Raw genomic sequence first — 15,118 nt, forward strand, 5'->3', positions numbered from 1 at the left:
ATGGAAAAACCAAAAAATACGAAAACCGCAGCGGCTTGGTCGCTCGTTATTTTGGGAGCAGGCTTTGCAGCTACGTTGCCTTTTCAGCAATATGGCTGGGCTCGGTTGTTAGCAGGTGCTTTCGAGGCAGGACTTGTCGGAGGACTGGCAGACTGGTTCGCTGTCACCGCATTGTTCCGTCACCCGCTGGGCATTCCGATTCCGCACACGGCGCTTCTTCCCAAGAACAGGGGCAAGCTGACGAGTGCCTTGGTGAGTACGGTGGAAAATAACCTACTTAACAAAGACAGTATCGCATCTAAAATTGCCGATATCCGGCTGGCTGATTTGATGCTGGGCGGTGTGGAAAAGGGAATGCACACGCTGGAAGCGGCCGCATCCATAGATGTTCTCGCCAAACGACTGGTTCGGTCGCTTCCGCTTGCGGAGTTGGCCCCGGTAATTGCAGTCGAACTCAAGCGGCAAGTGACAGACTTCGACGCCGGACCGCTGCTGGAGGCGCTTGTCCGTCAAACCGGTAAGAAGGGCTATGACCGCCGCGCGCTGGATTACTCGCTGGAGCAGGCTGAGTCCTGGCTTTTGAAGCCAGAAACGGGCTACACACTGGGTACCTTGGGTATGCAGGCTATTAGCGGTTTGCAAGTGAGTGGGCTGATGCAATTTGCTCTGAATGCGTTCCTTGGCTATTTGAACGAAGAGCGCATGGGTGAAATGATTCGTCACTTCCTGCTGGATCAGGTCGCGGAGCTGAAAAGGGAAGAACATCCACACCGTCAGGCCGTGCTGGATGGTCTGGAAACACAACTGACCCGTCTGGCGACGAAAGATTCGGTTCAGGAAGGATTGAATAGCTGGAAAAACAATCTTGTGGATACATGGGAAGGCGATGCGTCGGTGCTTCATAAGATGGAAGAGCTGCGCGTACGCTTATTGGACTATATGGAAGACGGCCGCTATGTGCCGACCTATATTTTTCCGCTACTGGATCGAATGCTGGCTGATTTGAGAGGGAATACCGAGCTGCTGGACAAGATCAATTCTAGAATTGTGGCAGGCATTACCGGGCTGGTGGAAGCCAACCACAGTCGGATTGGTAATCTGGTACGTGAAAATATAGATAAAATGGATAACGATTCACTGATTGCTCTGATGGAGGACAAGCTGGGGCAGGACTTGCAGTGGATACGTATTAACGGCGCGGTTACGGGCTTTCTGATCGGTATTGTCCTGACAGGTATCCGTATGCTGATCGGTTGATTCATTAGAGAAAAAATGCTACAGATAAGGTTGTGGAAGCATGAGGCTTTGGCACGAAGAGTTGATCGACAAGCTGCCGCGGTCGCAACTGCTGGGGCAGCATCGTGAGTGCTGTGCACTGCGTGGGAACGGGTGGGGAAAGCGACATGCTACGGTTAATTATGTGTTCGACTATCACCCGATGATGCTCGTCCGCTACCATAAGCTCGTCATGGACGAAATGAAAAGTCGCGGTTACAACGTTGATCCGCTATGGGAGCAGCCGTTGTATCGCGGCAAGAAGTGCGAACCGTGGGCGACAGAGCTTGGCGAGGAACTGGAAGCTGTCGGAGCGTATGCGGAGCATGACGATGCTTATATGAAGGAGTGCCTGGATAATCTGGCCTCCAAGGGCATTCTGATCACGGAGAACGGTACAGGAAATTTAAGAAATGGATCGAATGTATAAGTACATGATGACTAAATGAAAAATATTCCTGATTACGGTGTTATTTGTGTTTGTGATCACTGGTTTCCGTATGCTGTGGTTTCATTATTATCAAGGACAGGAATATCCAGAGGCCAAAAAAGGGGTACCATTATATATGATAACCTAGCTCCAGATATAAACAAAAGTTTCGAAATAGAGAAAAATTTAATGAATCATTAGGATCACATGAAACAGGCGGGCTGTGGCATATTCATCATTAAGATGAACTGCTGCAAGCCCGCCTGTTTGTTATTTTTTTATGTTCCAGTGTCATTGTCTAATAGGGGGATAATTAGTTACAGAATCCAGCGTGTGACCTGTTCCAGCGGCAGTCTGGATTTTTCACGCTTGGGTTCATGAGCGCGATAACCGAAGGTAGCAATGACCGAAATATCCAGTTGTCCGTCCTCCAGCAGTCCTTCTTCCTCTAAAATGGCATGCACCTGTTCGTAGTTAAATCCCTCAATCGGGCAGGAATCAATGCCGATCTGAGCCGCTGCCGTCATCATATTGCCCAAGGCGATATAAGTCTGCTTGGAAGCCCAGTCGAATAACGTACGTTCGTTTTCCAGCAGGCGTTGATTTTCACCCTGAAAGATTTTATATCGGCCCGGCAGGGAGGCAAAGTCTTCCTCAGACATCCCTTTAATCTCTTTATACATATACTCCACATACGGGGAATCATAACGAACATCCTTGCGTGCCAAAATCAGGACAACATGGCTGGCAGCAGGAATCTGTTTTTGGCCCCCGCTTGAAACCGCAGCCAGCTTTTCTCTCAATGCCTGATTTTGTACGACCAAAAATCGCCACGGCTCAAAGCCGACGGAGCTTGGGGAAAGTCGTCCGGTTTCGAGAATAAATTGAAAATCTTCCTCCGGTATGATGCGATCAGGATCGAATTCCTTGGTGGCATGTCTGAACAGAAAGGCATCCAGAATTTCCTGTTTTTTAGCTGATGTATTAGACATGAAGTCTACTCCTTCCGGTTTGGGTTAAGTTGGTGCTCCATTTATTTTCTGCTACTATAATGAGAGCTGATATCGAATGTATAGTCATCATATAAAAAGTTTTTCGCAGGAACAAGTACGCACATATTTGTTCCTTGTCATAAGGCTGGAGACTTCGGTCTATCATCGGCAGAAGGAAGGGGAAACCATGACGCAAGAGATGGAAAATACAGTTAGCGTGAACTTTGGATGTCCGGTAGCGAAAACCGTAGGGGTTATCGGCGGCAAATGGAAAGGGGTCATTTTATATCATTTGACCACGGGACCGCGCCGGTATAACGAAATTCGACGGACCTTGCCCAATATTACGCAGCGTATGCTGACCTTGCAACTGCGTGAGCTGGAACGTGACGGTATCGTACACCGTGAAATCTATAACGAGAATCCGCCGCATGTGGAATACTCGCTTACCCCGTTGGGCGATACGTTGAGACCGTTGCTGGATTTTATGAGAGACTGGGGTGTCTTCTATGGGGAACAGACCTGTGAGCCCGTAGCGGCCAATTCCAAGTGCGGGAAGCCTTCTGGTTGAGGTGTGAAATGAGGAAAGCCCGCTGATGAACTCATGGAGCTTCGCATGGAAGACGCATGAAATTCATCAGCGGGCGGAATAAGGGCGGGGTTATTTTTATAAAATGTAAACCTAGTTATTCTGGATTATTTAAACTCGATGGATTGGTTCATCTGCGTCCAGGCGGTTTCTCCAATGATGCCCAGTCGCCAGATGGCGATGCCTTTCAGGTCATAACGTTTGGCCAGACCGATCTTGGCGTTGACGGTGCTGTCTTTTTCGCTACCCATAGAGATGCCTAGAATCAGCTTGTCCCGCGAGGTTTCCTTCAAAGCCAGTCGAATGGCTTCGTCCACTTTATCGAGTGGCTCAGGCGTTGCTTTTTGTCCGTAATCATAAGCCATGATGATCAGATCGTCCGCCAGATTACCCAGCGTCTTGTAGTCGTAACCTGAGTAAGAGCTGTTCAGCGGGTGCAGGACGACGGTGAGCTTGAGTCCAGCCTGATGCGCTTTGGCCGACAGCTTTTGGATGAAGGCGTTGTAGTCTGAACGCGCCTTGGCTTTATCTCCGCTCCAGCCCAGTCCCTCCAGATCCAGCGTAATGCCCTTGAACTGCTTGTCGGTGGCGGTGCTGACGATTTGGGAAATCGTCTGCTCCTGAAGCTGTGCATTTTCCAAAACTTTGGTCAGCTCGTGATTGCCGTCTCCAGAATAGACCATCAGGTAAGGGGAAGTCCCCTGACTGTCTGCCTCCTGTACAATGGACTCTGGTGTCACGGTGCCAGCGGCTTGAGGCCATTTGTATTCCTTGCCGCTGGTCGTAAATTGTCCGTTCGCATCAATTCGGCTCCAGCCGAAGGCTACCGCGTTAAAATCCGGTATTTTGGATTTTTGGTCGAAGGAAGATAGCGCGTAAAATCCCACCGTATACATAGGCTCACGCGGCGATGTAATGGATACTGTCCGCGTTTCCTGATTCCAGTTGACCGTGGCTCCGAACTGCTGCCCGAAAAAGCCTAACGGAATCATTGTGCTGCCACGCACGGTTTGGGGTGCGGCTGTTAGTTGCACCGTTTGCCCGTCGACGGTCGCATTGCGGCTACCCATTTTCAGCATCACCTGCTTGGTTACAGAGTTCTGTGATTTGGTAGCGGTAATGCTTTGGCTGGCTTGATCCCATTTCACCGTAATGCCAAGAGCCTCAGAAATAGCACGAAAGGGGACCATGGTCGTGCCGTTCATCATTGCGGGCTGTACGGGGAACGGTAACGGATATCCGTCCAGCACAATGCTGACCTGCCCCGCTTCTGCCTGCGCAGACGGGCTATAGATACCTGCTGCGGCACTCAGAAAGATGGCGCTGGATAACAGAGCCTTATTTACGATTTTCATCTTATACTCTCCTATGCATCATAGATTACAAAGCTATCATGTTAGAATCGTGAGGTGTCTACCATTTTACCAAAAAAAATGATAGATAGGTAAATGTGAAATGAATAGGATGAGATGAAACCCAATATGTAAATCGTTATTTTTCATAAAAAAGAAGCTGACACCTTTTTACAGGTGCCAGCTTTTTGCTTTTTTCAATTGAAGCTTATTTACGACGTTTGAGCGCAATACCGACGGCTGCTGCACCAAGCACGACTGCGATGATCGAGAGAATGAGTGCTGTCGTTTGTGCAGCAGAGCTGGCAGGGGCAGCAGCGGCAGGGGCGGCTTCGGTAGCATTATTCGAAGCGGACGCAGGATTGCTGCTATCCTTAGCTGTGTCTGAACTCGTATGGCCTGCGGCTGCACCAGCCGAATCATGCCCATGATCTGCCGTAGGTGCCGAAGCTTCGGAGGTGGCATCAGCCGTGATTTTTGTAATGGAATGCGGATTGTTGCTTCCTTCATCGCCTGTCCATTCCACGATACTTCCGTCACTGTAATATTGGAAAGCGTTCCATGCGGCTTCAGTATTCTGGTTCGCATTTTGTGCCACGAAGCTGAAGCGCTGATACTGCCCCGCCTGGATGCCATCTTTGTCGGTCGTCCAGGTAACAGTGGTTACTTTGCCGGAGCTGTCTTTTTCGGTTGATACTTTCCAATCCGGTACAGGCTCATACTGCTTGAAAACGACTTCTTTCGGAATTTTCAAAGCCACTTTGGTGGTTGGAATGTTTTTTTCTACAGGCACTTTCAACGTGTACGTTTCCCAGGCGTTAGGCTGTGAAACGGAAGGCTTGACCGTCACGTGTGCACTGGCCATACTCGCAAAAAGTAAAGCACCTGCTGCAATCAGACCCATGGAGGTCGCAAGCCTGGAAAATCTGAATTTCACTGTTTGAAGGGTTGTATTCATATAAATAAGCTCCTTTAGTTTGAAAGATTTGTAATTACGTGTCCTAGGTTATTTTACTGGGCTGACATGCAGAGTAAATTCGGCGTCAACTGCATCCAAGGATGCGGTCAGAGCATGTACCTTTACAGTCCATGTTCCTTCGGCGGTCATCAGTTCCTGACTACGGAATGGCTGAAGCTGTCCCACAGGCAGAACGAATTCCTGCCGGGTTTTGTCAGGAGCTTCTGGAACGAGTGTCAATGCGACCTGTTGGATTCCGGTAACGTTGGCTCCTTTGGCATCCTGAACAGTAACCTTAAATTCGTTACTACCCACCGCATTTGGGCTAACCGCCAGTGTGACGTTATATTCGCCTGCGGTGCGAGTTTCCTCAAACGGAACCGCAGGTGCCTGACCGGGTGACAGGTGGGTAAGCACCGCTGCCAGCAGCAGCACGAGTAGGCCGATGGACAGCTCGATGCGCAAGCCCCCGGCGGCACGCTTGGCTGCCGCCGCTTGCCGTGCGCTGCGAAACTGGCTGGCCGCGAAGGCCAGCATGACCAGCAGCAGCGCTGCTTTCCCGAGCAGAACGAGTCCGTAGGACGTGTTCAGCAGCATGGAGGGAGCCGGGACGTACAGCACGGCTCCATACATGCCGGTGGCGAGCAGCGCCGCCACCATGGCAATGCCCCAGCCGGCAAAGCGGCGCAGGGCCGCTTGCCGCAAAGCTGCCCGCTCGGACACGGGCAGCTCTGGACCGGCAGCAGGCAGGCACAACGCCATGACGGCAAGTGAGCCGATCCAGAAGGCTGCCGCGGCCAGATGGACGAAGTCCGCTGCGATGGCTGGAGCCGGATGGGTAGCCGCCGCCGCATGGCCGACAAAGGCCTTGGACAGCATGAGGCTTAGCGTCAGGACGATGGAGCCGTAGCTCCAGAGACGACGCTGGCGGTTGGAGATGCTGTGATCCAGCGCGTAAATCAGTGCTACGCTCAGCACCAGCACGAGAATCATCTGGATAAACCAGATTTGTCCCGCCCCCGTGAACTGGAGGGCTTCTCCAAGAATCGGGAACGAAAAGCCCTGCCCGATAGAAACCCCGGCATCCCAGGATGCCTGAAGCGGCAGACTGATCAGGGTGGCGACAGACGTGATGCCGTAGCCGCTCCATAGCAGTGCGGACCAGCGTGGTAACGTGATGCCTGTCTGATGATCATGTTTCTGCCGCTCACTTGTGTCCTTGCTTAGATTCGTTCCTGGCAGGATGAACAGCCCAAAACAGAGAGCTCCCAAAAGCAACGACAGTCCTATATACAGCAACCAGCGGGTAGCAATGAGGTCAAGCCGCGATACCCCCGATCCTTCGGATGTGGCGGCCGCAGGGTCCGTATACGCATTGGAACCGTTGCCGACCTGGAATGGAATCACTCCGTTGACCGGATGTCCGTCCGCCGATAAGGCTCTCCAATTAACGGTATAAATTCCATTTTTCATCCCCGGAATCAGTTTGATTTCCATGGTGGCTTTGTGCTCCGGGTTGAGCTGTGCTTTTCCTGTATCGACTCGCTTACCTGTTTCATCGGTCACTTTGATCGACATAAAGGCAGACTGCAGATCCTCATTGAAGGTGATGATCACCTGTGAAGGCGACTTGTCCAAAACCTGATTTTCAGTCGGACTGGATTCAACGACAAAGGCATGGGCCCATGATGAGCGAGGAAACAGGATAAGAAGTGGTAGACACAGCAATAGAAGACAAGCCGCACGGGCTGGTCTGGACAGGTACAACATGCCTGTGAAGTCACCTTCTCTCGATTATTTGAAGCGAGGATATCCTCATTTGTAACATTTTATACGGACAAACCCAATCCTTATCTTAATCATAGTACATACAGCGTGAATAGATGGAGCGAATTATGACATTTATATGAAATTTGAAATAAATAGCATTTTGCATGTGCTATTCATATGAAAACCCCTACCGATGTAGAAATCCGGGCGATTTCTGGCGGCAGGGGCAATGAGAAAGAGCTTGTGGGGAATGATATGCCTGTTTACACGGAATCCATGAAAGCAGGTTGCTTATGTTGAATATAGTGGATAAAAATAGCCGTTAGTTCGGGATCGAATTGGCTACCCGAGCAGGCTCGCAGTTCTTCAATGGCCTCCTCAAACGTTTTGGTGGGTTGATAAGGGCGTTCAGTTGTCATCGCATCAAAAGAGTCGATAATCGTCAACATCCGGCACAGCCGGGGAATTTGCTCACCCTTAAAGCCGAACGGATAGCCTCCCCCGTCATAGCGTTCATGATGCAGCTCCACAAAAGGAACCAGATCTGCGAATCGTTCGTTGGCCTCGATAATTCGTTTGCCCCACACGACATGTGCTTGCACCATCGTCCATTCCTCACAGGACAGCTTTTCTTTTTTATTGAGAATATTCCACGGAATTTCCAGCTTGCCAATGTCATGAATGAGAGCACCCAATATAAACCGCCGTTTATCCTCCGGGCCGAGCTGAAGCACCTCGCTCATATCTGCTGCATATCTGAATACCCGTTTGGAATGCTTGAAGGTATTAATATCCTTGTACAAAAACAGATTAAGCTGCTGCTCAATATCACGAATGTCCTGTCCCAGATCGACTTCACGTTCCAGTTCATTTAAACTGCCATGTGTGTGAACGATATTTTTCCCCTGCTTCTTGGCGTAGTACAGCGCTTTATCTGCCAGATCGACCAGCTGTGATCTGTCGTAGATGTCGATGCGGCTTTGTGCAATGCCTGCGGAGAAGGACAAGCAGCCGTGGGGGAAAATTTCCACTCCCTCGTAGCGGGAATCATTCAGTCTTTTTCGGATGGCATTGACCGTTTCATAGGCTTGCTCGGCGGTATGGTCAGGCATTAGTAGCGTGAATTCTTCTCCGCCATAGCGGGAGACGATAATATTGGTGCCGGAAGTTTCCTTTTTGAGAATCTCTCCGAGGAATCCCAACAGCTGATCGCCTTTCAGGTGACCGAAATGATCGTTGTACTTTTTGAAATCATCAATATCAATCAGGGCAAGGCTGAGAGGCGTATTCTGGGATCTGGCTATATTCAGCTCGGTTTCGAGTGCATTTTCAAAATAACTGTGATTGTACAGCCCTGTTCTGCGGTCCATGTTGGCTTTTTCTTCAATTTTCCGGTACATCGTAAACAACTGCTTGAACGCGTGGGATAGCAGCATACTTAGTGCAAGGAACAGCAGAAGCCCTAAAATACCGTTGTAGTAAATCAGTGTGGTCAGTACGAGAGACAGGATGAGTGTGCATAAGTAGACAAGCAGGGATTCAGCGAGAAAAGCCTTTTTTAGCTCATTGAGAGAGCCTTTGTAAGCAATATAAAAGTAGAGACCCAGTGTAATGGTATTCACTGTAAAGTAGCAGAACAATGCCAGCAGGTAGGCAGTAAAATGCTCATCGTTCAAGCCTCCCTGCGTACCGCCGCTAAGCTCAAAGACGACAGACGACAGGAAAATGGAGAGCGCATAGATGGAAAAATTGGCGGCGTGCTTCCACCAGGACAGTTCTCTATATCGGATTGCGGCAATGAGTACATTGAACAATAAAATGAGCATAGCGATTTCAGTACCATGTACAAAAATACAAGCGAGATAGACGGAGGAGTCCATCGATTGCTTGTTACTGGCTGGCGGCAGTTGGAAGGTAAAATGCTCCAAAATCAGAACTGCTCCCAGCAGGGAGTAGATCGTGACCCACTCTGTAGGCGAATAGTGCATAAAGGACCAATGGTTCGTATACAAGAGGATGCCTAAGCCTGCCATACATATGAGAAAAACGTATAATCCCGTCGCGCTAACCCGTTCTTGCAGCTTTTTTATTATACTCATCATTTCATTCTCCTGCCTTGTCGTATCTTGATGTCAAAGCTACCAGGGGGTAAATGGGATAATTTACAATTTTGTAATCGAAAATTTCACATGAAAAAACAGGCCGGAATCCAGCCTGTTTTGTTGAGCCTGTGCTTCCCTTTTCCTTATCGGTAATTAGCCTCCGATTTTGTAACCGGAAGTCAAAGCGATTACGACAGAAGCGACGATAATAGCGTTGATAATCACACGGGAATATTTCAAGTTTTTCATAGGGTTCCCTCCCTTCCTTGGAATAAGGTACGCACTAGGCGTGGCGGGGATTGATTTCTTGCTGATTACCCTTCTTCTTGTTCACGACCATGACGCTTTGGATAAACAGGAACATCCCGAAGTTCATGACGACATCTCCAATACTAATCACCTGCGTACGTGGATAAGGCTTGGAGAGCGGAATAATATCACCCAAAAATGATAAACGTGTACCCGCATCCATCATGTAATGCTTTGAGATAACACTTCCAGATTTAAGCATTTCCGTATAATAAGGGCCTAGCACCTCAGAAGCGCTCAACGAGACTGGCATCCTGCCGCCATTGACCGCCATGACGACAAAATTCAACAGGACTCCGATTAAAATAAGCTTGAATCCCTTGTGGTGCCTGTTCAGCCAGAGAAAAATCAATCCAACGGCATAGATGCCCATAAACAGATACCCGTTTATGGACGCAAGCCAGGCCCATTTTTCCTGAGCATAAAAAATAATGAACTGCACCAGTAGCAGCACAGGAAACATCCAGCCAGCTATGAGTCGAATTTGACTGAAACGAATTAAACCCTGTCGCCAGCCCCCTCGGAACAGACCTACAATGAGACCAAGCAGCACTCCATCATAGACCATGGCTATTCTCCAGTTTTCGCAAATTTTTTTGTTTTGGTTAAGGTATGATTCGACCTTAAATTGGTAAATTCCTGCCTGATATGTAGCAGTTTCGAAAAAAAATTGCGGATTAGCGTGTAATTGTTCGAAGTGGGGCGAAAGGAGTGATATCATGATATATTGCAGTGATATTTCATATTTTTCAGAAAAGGATGGTTGTTATTATGAATCGGTTTTCCAATAGGGTAATGGTTGCCGCAGATATGACCAAATCCCGGATTTTATGGATTGCTTTTGTTCTGGGATCATTGAGCGCCTTTGGACCCTTGTCCATAGATATGTATTTGCCATCATTGCCAACATTAGCTGACAATCTGCATACCACGACTTCGCTGGCGCAGCTCAGTCTGACCGCCTGCTTGCTGGGTCTGGCCGTAGGTCAGATCGTGGCGGGCCCGTTGAGCGATGTAAGAGGACGTAGAGGACCGCTTGTAGTGTCGCTTATCCTGTACGCCGCCGCGTCGCTGTTATGCGTGTTTGCGCCGAGTATCAGCGTGCTGATCGGGCTGCGTTTTATTCAGGGGCTTACCGGGTCTGCGGGGATTGTCATCTCCAGAGCCGTTGCGCGTGATCTATATTCGGGCAAAGAGCTGACACGCTTCTTTTCACTGCTCATGCTTGTGAACGGTGTGGCTCCGATTGCTGCTCCTGTACTGGGCGGTGTTCTGTTGAATTTTGTATCCTGGCGTGGTGTGTTCATGGTGCTTTGCGTAGTCGGGGTGGCTATGTTAATTGCCGTCGTGTTGGGGCTACCGGAAACACTGCCTGTCAGCCGCCGTTCGTCGGGTGGTTTGGAGCAGACGCTTCGTACACTTGGTCATCTTTTTACGGATCGGCGCTTTATGGGATACGCCTTCTCGCAGGCGCTCATTACAGGAGCCATGTTTGCGTACATCGCTGGCTCACCGTTCGTGCTTCAGGATATTTTCGGGGTTTCACCTCAGACATACAGTATTATTTTCGCGGTGAATGGTTTGGGGATTGTACTGTTTTCTCAATTGACCGGGAGGCTTGTCGGCCGTTTCAGCGAACGGCAGTTGCTCTTATCGGGTCTGGTGATTGCGGCTGTAGCCGGAATTAGCTTGCTTACTGTGGCTTTTACCGGAGGTCGACTGTTTGCTGTTCTAGTTCCGCTATTCTTTGTTGTTTCCTGCGTCGGGATCGTGAGTACCACCACCACTTCATTGGCAATGCAAAGCCAGCAGCGCTCCGCAGGCAGTGCGTCCGCCATGCTCGGCTTGCTGCCTCTGTTGCTTGGCTCCATCGCTTCGCCGCTGGTGGGTCTGGGCAGTGGAACAACGCCTATACCAATGGCTATCGTCATCGCTATAGCGGAAGTCGGTGCGTTGTTAAGCTTTATGGTGCTTGCCCAAGGAAGGGCGCGCGAAGGCCAGAAATAAGGCAAACAGGTGACATTTTTCTGGAAGGTTGACATACCCCGTAGGGGTATATTATGCTAGAAGCATATTAACAAATGCATGAATGCATATACACAACACAGGAGGCTGATGTATGGCTAAGGAGCAACCTGTTTCCAACGCTGAAGTCCATGAGGCTCATTGTGGAACAGAGGGGGAAAAGGCCGTCAGAAAAAGTCATCACTCGGCAGAATTCAAAAACAGTCTTACATCCCGATTGAACCGTATTGAAGGTCAGGTTCGAGGAATCAAGGGCTTGATCGAGAAGGATACCTACTGTGACGATGTGCTGAACCAGATTGCGGCTGTCCAGTCCGCCCTGAATGGTGTCGGCAAGCTGCTGCTGGAAGGGCATATGAAAAGCTGTGTCATTGAGCGCATGCAGGCCGGAGAGCCGGAAGTGATTGATGAGCTGCTGGTTACGGTCAAGAAGCTGATCCGTTAAGAGCAATATCCATACACATGAATCGGGTACACGAAGTATCCAGGAGGAGGAAACACAATGGCACAAGTAACATTGAACGTAGAAGGCATGAGCTGCAATCATTGCGTGAAGGCAGTAGAAGGAGCTTTGGAGAAAGTGGGCGCTTCTGGCAAGGTCAGTCTTGAAGCGAAACAAGTAGCTGTAGAATACGATGAGTCCAAGCTGAACGTTGAAGCGTTGAAAACCGTAATTGAAGACCAAGGCTATGACGTCGTTTAAGATGGATGTTTAATGCGTAAAAAGACTTGTTTTAAAGGAGAAGCTTCCGTAAAGAGGCTTTTTCTTTTGAACATGAATATACCCCATAGGGGTATGTAGGAGGAGAGTTACCATGGAAAACCGTGTGACCGACGGTGATAAGCAGACAACGCTTCATATTACGGGGATGTCCTGTGCTGCCTGCGCCAGCCGTATTGAAAAGGGACTGAATCGAATAGACGGCGTGGCGCAGGCTAATGTGAATCTGGCTTTGGAGCAGGCGTCGATTTCGTATGATCCGACGCAGGCGGATATTCCTGATTTTCGAGATAAAATTGCTTCTTTGGGTTTTGGAACCGTGAGTGAGGAAGCCAATCTGAATGTGACAGGCATGACATGCGCAGCCTGCGCAACCCGGATTGAGAAGGGTCTGAACCGGATGCCGGGTGTGACAGGAGCTACGGTGAATTTGGCGATGGAAACAGCACATGTGGAATATGCGGCGGGAAGCATTGCAGTCGGTGATCTGGTGAGCAAGATTGAACAGCTTGGCTATGGTGCTATCCCGCAGAGTGCCGAGGATCACATCGCAGATGTGCGCAGCAAGGATTTGAATCGTAAAAAGTGGAAGTGGATCGTGTCTGCGATACTGTCGCTTCCGCTGTTATGGGCGATGGTGGCTCATTTCTCCTTTACCTCATGGATTTATGTGCCTGGCTTATTTCTGAATCCGTGGTTCCAGCTTGTGCTTACTACACCGATCCAGTTTATCATTGGATGGCAGTTTTACGTGGGAGCGTATAAGGCGCTGCGCAACGGCGGTTCCAATATGGATGTACTGGTTGCTCTGGGCACGTCCTCCGCTTATTTTTACAGCCTGTATCTCACCCTGCGTCCGTCTACCGTGATGGACAGCATGGGAGGCATGGCAGGGATGCCTGTCATGAAAATGCCTGAGCTGTACTATGAGACAAGCGCGGTGCTGATTACGCTTATTCTCGTCGGTAAATGGTTCGAGGCAGTAGCCAAGGGCCGTTCATCCGAGGCGATCAAGAGCCTCATGAGTCTCCAGGCGACGACGGCGCGTGTGGTACGTGATGGGCAAGAGCTTGATATACCGATTGAGCAGGTTCGTGTGAAAGATATCTTCATTGTACGTCCCGGCGAGAAAATTCCTGTCGATGGTGTGGTTGTGGACGGACGCTCGGCGGTGGATGAATCCATGCTGAGTGGCGAAAGCCTTCCGGTGGAAAAAGAAGCAGGTTCTGCGGTTACAGGAGCTACGCTCAATAAAAACGGTGTACTTCGTATCCAGGCCGAGCGTGTCGGTGGCGATACGGCATTGGCCCGTATTATTAAGGTCGTGGAAGATGCGCAAAATTCCAAGGCACCGATTCAGCGGATTGCTGACCAAATATCAGGAATTTTTGTCCCAATCGTTGTAGCTATAGCTGCAATGACCTTTATCGTCTGGTTTTTCCTTGTAACTCCGGCCGATTTTGCAGGCTCCCTGGAGAAAATGATTGCAGTGCTTGTCATTGCTTGTCCTTGTGCGCTCGGATTGGCTACGCCAACGTCTATCATGGCGGGATCGGGACGCGCTGCGGAATACGGCATTCTGTTCAAGGGCGGCGAGCATCTGGAGATGACTCGTTCGGTCAATGCCGTGGTGCTGGATAAAACGGGCACGGTTACGAACGGCAGGCCTGAGCTGACGGATGTTGTGGTCGGAGAAGGAAGCTTGGGCGAAACGGATTTGCTGCGGATGTTGGCTGCGGCGGAAAAAAGCTCGGAGCATCCGCTGGCGGAAGCCATTGTAAGGGGAATTATGGATCGCGGCATTGAGCCAGTAGAGTCAACGGATTTTGAAAATATTCCTGGTTATGGCGTGAAGGCTCATGTGGAAGGCAAGCAAGTGCTGGCAGGTACACGCCGACTGATGCGTCGTGAGGGCATCGCGGTTGGTGAATTAGCCGAGCAGCATATGCATGAGCTGGAGAACGCAGGCAAAACAGCCATGCTGATTGCGGTGGACGGTTCCTATTCCGGACTGGTAGCTGTGGCGGATACGATCAAGGAAACGTCACGGGAGGCGGTTGCCCGTCTGCGTGCGATGAACATTGAGGTTATCATGATTACGGGTGACAATGAACGGACCGCGAAGGCTGTGGCTGCCGAGGCCGGAATTGAGCGGGTACTGGCAGAGGTGCTGCCTGAAGGCAAGGCAGAAGAAGTGAAACGACTTCAGGAGCAGGGCCTGATCGTAGCTATGGTCGGAGATGGCATTAATGACGCGCCCGCGCTGGCTACCGCTAATATCGGGATGGCGATGGGCACGGGTACGGATGTGGCAATGGAGGCTGCCGATATTACGCTCATGCGCGGCAACCTGAACAGCATTCCCGACGCGATCGAGATGAGCCGCCGGACCATGACTAACATAAGCCAGAATCTGTTTTGGGCGCTTGGCTACAACGTAATCGGCATCCCGATTGCTGCCCTGGGCTTCCTCGCCCCGTGGCTGGCAGGAGCAGCCATGGCATTTAGCTCTGTTTCGGTTGTGCTGAATGCGCTCCGTCTCCAACGGGTGAAGCTATAATCTGTGCAAAAATAGCAACGGCAATGCATTTACGT

13 protein-coding genes are annotated in these 15,118 nt (G+C 50.1%); 7 read left to right on the forward strand and 6 right to left on the reverse strand.

All coding sequences use genetic code 11. The features are described from left to right. Together NST83_RS02325 and NST83_RS02330 are read left to right on the forward strand one after the other, a co-directional pair. Entirely contained in the window at positions 1–1,257 is a 1,257-nt protein-coding gene (locus tag NST83_RS02325) for a DUF445 domain-containing protein (RefSeq protein WP_342416416.1), read from the forward strand. A gap of 40 nt (positions 1,258–1,297) precedes the next feature. Beyond that, on the forward strand, positions 1,298–1,705 hold the full coding sequence (locus NST83_RS02330; RefSeq protein ID WP_342416417.1) for a TIGR02328 family protein: 408 nt from the start codon (positions 1,298–1,300) through the stop codon (positions 1,703–1,705). 317 nt (positions 1,706–2,022) lie between these two features. Here NST83_RS02330 and NST83_RS02335 read toward each other — a convergent pair whose 3' ends face one another. Beyond that, complete coding sequence (locus NST83_RS02335) at positions 2,023–2,697, reverse strand: NAD(P)H-dependent oxidoreductase (protein ID WP_342416418.1); 675 nt, start codon at positions 2,695–2,697, stop codon at positions 2,023–2,025. A 187-nt stretch (positions 2,698–2,884) separates the two neighbouring features. Here NST83_RS02335 and NST83_RS02340 point away from each other — a divergent pair, with 187 nt between their 5' ends. Continuing rightward, positions 2,885–3,268: a helix-turn-helix domain-containing protein gene (locus tag NST83_RS02340; protein WP_137061339.1), complete on the forward strand. Its 384-nt coding sequence runs from the start codon at positions 2,885–2,887 to the stop codon at positions 3,266–3,268. Between the two features lie 125 nt (positions 3,269–3,393). Here NST83_RS02340 and NST83_RS02345 read toward each other — a convergent pair whose 3' ends face one another. The 5 genes from NST83_RS02345 to NST83_RS02365 form a co-directional block, all read right to left on the reverse strand. Further along, positions 3,394–4,641, reverse strand: a complete 1,248-nt coding sequence (locus NST83_RS02345; RefSeq protein WP_342416419.1) for a stalk domain-containing protein — start codon at positions 4,639–4,641, stop codon at positions 3,394–3,396. 205 nt (positions 4,642–4,846) lie between these two features. Continuing rightward, entirely contained in the window at positions 4,847–5,596 is a 750-nt protein-coding gene (locus NST83_RS02350) for a YcnI family protein (protein WP_342416420.1), read from the reverse strand. Positions 5,597–5,644: 48 nt separating this feature from the next. Continuing rightward, positions 5,645–7,366, reverse strand: a complete 1,722-nt coding sequence (locus NST83_RS02355; protein ID WP_342416421.1) for a copper resistance protein CopC — start codon at positions 7,364–7,366, stop codon at positions 5,645–5,647. A 263-nt stretch (positions 7,367–7,629) separates the two neighbouring features. Continuing rightward, entirely contained in the window at positions 7,630–9,468 is a 1,839-nt protein-coding gene (locus tag NST83_RS02360; RefSeq protein ID WP_342416422.1) for a diguanylate cyclase, read from the reverse strand. Between the two features lie 283 nt (positions 9,469–9,751). Next, complete coding sequence (locus tag NST83_RS02365) at positions 9,752–10,345, reverse strand: DUF5317 domain-containing protein (RefSeq protein WP_342416423.1); 594 nt, start codon at positions 10,343–10,345, stop codon at positions 9,752–9,754. 203 nt (positions 10,346–10,548) lie between these two features. Here NST83_RS02365 and NST83_RS02370 point away from each other — a divergent pair, with 203 nt between their 5' ends. The 4 genes from NST83_RS02370 to NST83_RS02385 all read left to right on the forward strand — a co-directional run bounded on the left by NST83_RS02370 (position 10,549) and on the right by NST83_RS02385 (position 15,083). Further along, entirely contained in the window at positions 10,549–11,784 is a 1,236-nt protein-coding gene (locus NST83_RS02370) for a multidrug effflux MFS transporter (RefSeq protein WP_342416424.1), read from the forward strand. A gap of 112 nt (positions 11,785–11,896) precedes the next feature. Beyond that, the gene (locus NST83_RS02375) at positions 11,897–12,247 is read left to right on the forward strand and encodes a metal-sensitive transcriptional regulator (RefSeq protein ID WP_137061346.1); all 351 of its coding nucleotides are present in this window, start codon (positions 11,897–11,899) and stop codon (positions 12,245–12,247) included. Positions 12,248–12,304: 57 nt separating this feature from the next. Next, positions 12,305–12,505 carry a copper ion binding protein gene (locus tag NST83_RS02380; protein ID WP_342416425.1) on the forward strand — a complete coding sequence of 67 codons (201 nt, stop codon included), beginning with the start codon at positions 12,305–12,307 and terminating at the stop codon, positions 12,503–12,505. Positions 12,506–12,617: 112 nt separating this feature from the next. Continuing rightward, positions 12,618–15,083: a heavy metal translocating P-type ATPase gene (locus tag NST83_RS02385; protein WP_342416426.1), complete on the forward strand. Its 2,466-nt coding sequence runs from the start codon at positions 12,618–12,620 to the stop codon at positions 15,081–15,083. Positions 15,084–15,118: the final 35 nt, after the last annotated feature.

Source organism: Paenibacillus sp. FSL R10-2782, assembly GCF_038592985.1.
Lineage (GTDB): Bacteria > Bacillota > Bacilli > Paenibacillales > Paenibacillaceae > Paenibacillus > Paenibacillus terrae_C.

Excerpts from the sequence above, each read along its gene's own strand:
- NST83_RS02375 (WP_137061346.1), top strand. The coding sequence starts at position 11,897 with ATGGCTAAGGAGCAACCTGTTTCCAACGCTGAAGTCCATGAGGCTCAT.
- NST83_RS02340 (WP_137061339.1), top strand. The coding sequence starts at position 2,885 with ATGACGCAAGAGATGGAAAATACAGTTAGCGTGAACTTTGGATGTCCG.
- NST83_RS02325 (WP_342416416.1), top strand. The coding sequence starts at position 1 with ATGGAAAAACCAAAAAATACGAAAACCGCAGCGGCTTGGTCGCTCGTT.
- NST83_RS02330 (WP_342416417.1), top strand. The coding sequence starts at position 1,298 with ATGAGGCTTTGGCACGAAGAGTTGATCGACAAGCTGCCGCGGTCGCAA.
- NST83_RS02365 (WP_342416423.1), bottom strand. The coding sequence starts at position 10,345 with ATGGTCTATGATGGAGTGCTGCTTGGTCTCATTGTAGGTCTGTTCCGA.
- NST83_RS02360 (WP_342416422.1), bottom strand. The coding sequence starts at position 9,468 with ATGATGAGTATAATAAAAAAGCTGCAAGAACGGGTTAGCGCGACGGGA.
- NST83_RS02345 (WP_342416419.1), bottom strand. The coding sequence starts at position 4,641 with ATGAAAATCGTAAATAAGGCTCTGTTATCCAGCGCCATCTTTCTGAGT.
- NST83_RS02385 (WP_342416426.1), top strand. The coding sequence starts at position 12,618 with ATGGAAAACCGTGTGACCGACGGTGATAAGCAGACAACGCTTCATATT.
- NST83_RS02335 (WP_342416418.1), bottom strand. The coding sequence starts at position 2,697 with ATGTCTAATACATCAGCTAAAAAACAGGAAATTCTGGATGCCTTTCTG.
- NST83_RS02380 (WP_342416425.1), top strand. The coding sequence starts at position 12,305 with ATGGCACAAGTAACATTGAACGTAGAAGGCATGAGCTGCAATCATTGC.
- NST83_RS02350 (WP_342416420.1), bottom strand. The coding sequence starts at position 5,596 with ATGAATACAACCCTTCAAACAGTGAAATTCAGATTTTCCAGGCTTGCG.
- NST83_RS02370 (WP_342416424.1), top strand. The coding sequence starts at position 10,549 with ATGAATCGGTTTTCCAATAGGGTAATGGTTGCCGCAGATATGACCAAA.
- NST83_RS02355 (WP_342416421.1), bottom strand. The coding sequence starts at position 7,366 with ATGTTGTACCTGTCCAGACCAGCCCGTGCGGCTTGTCTTCTATTGCTG.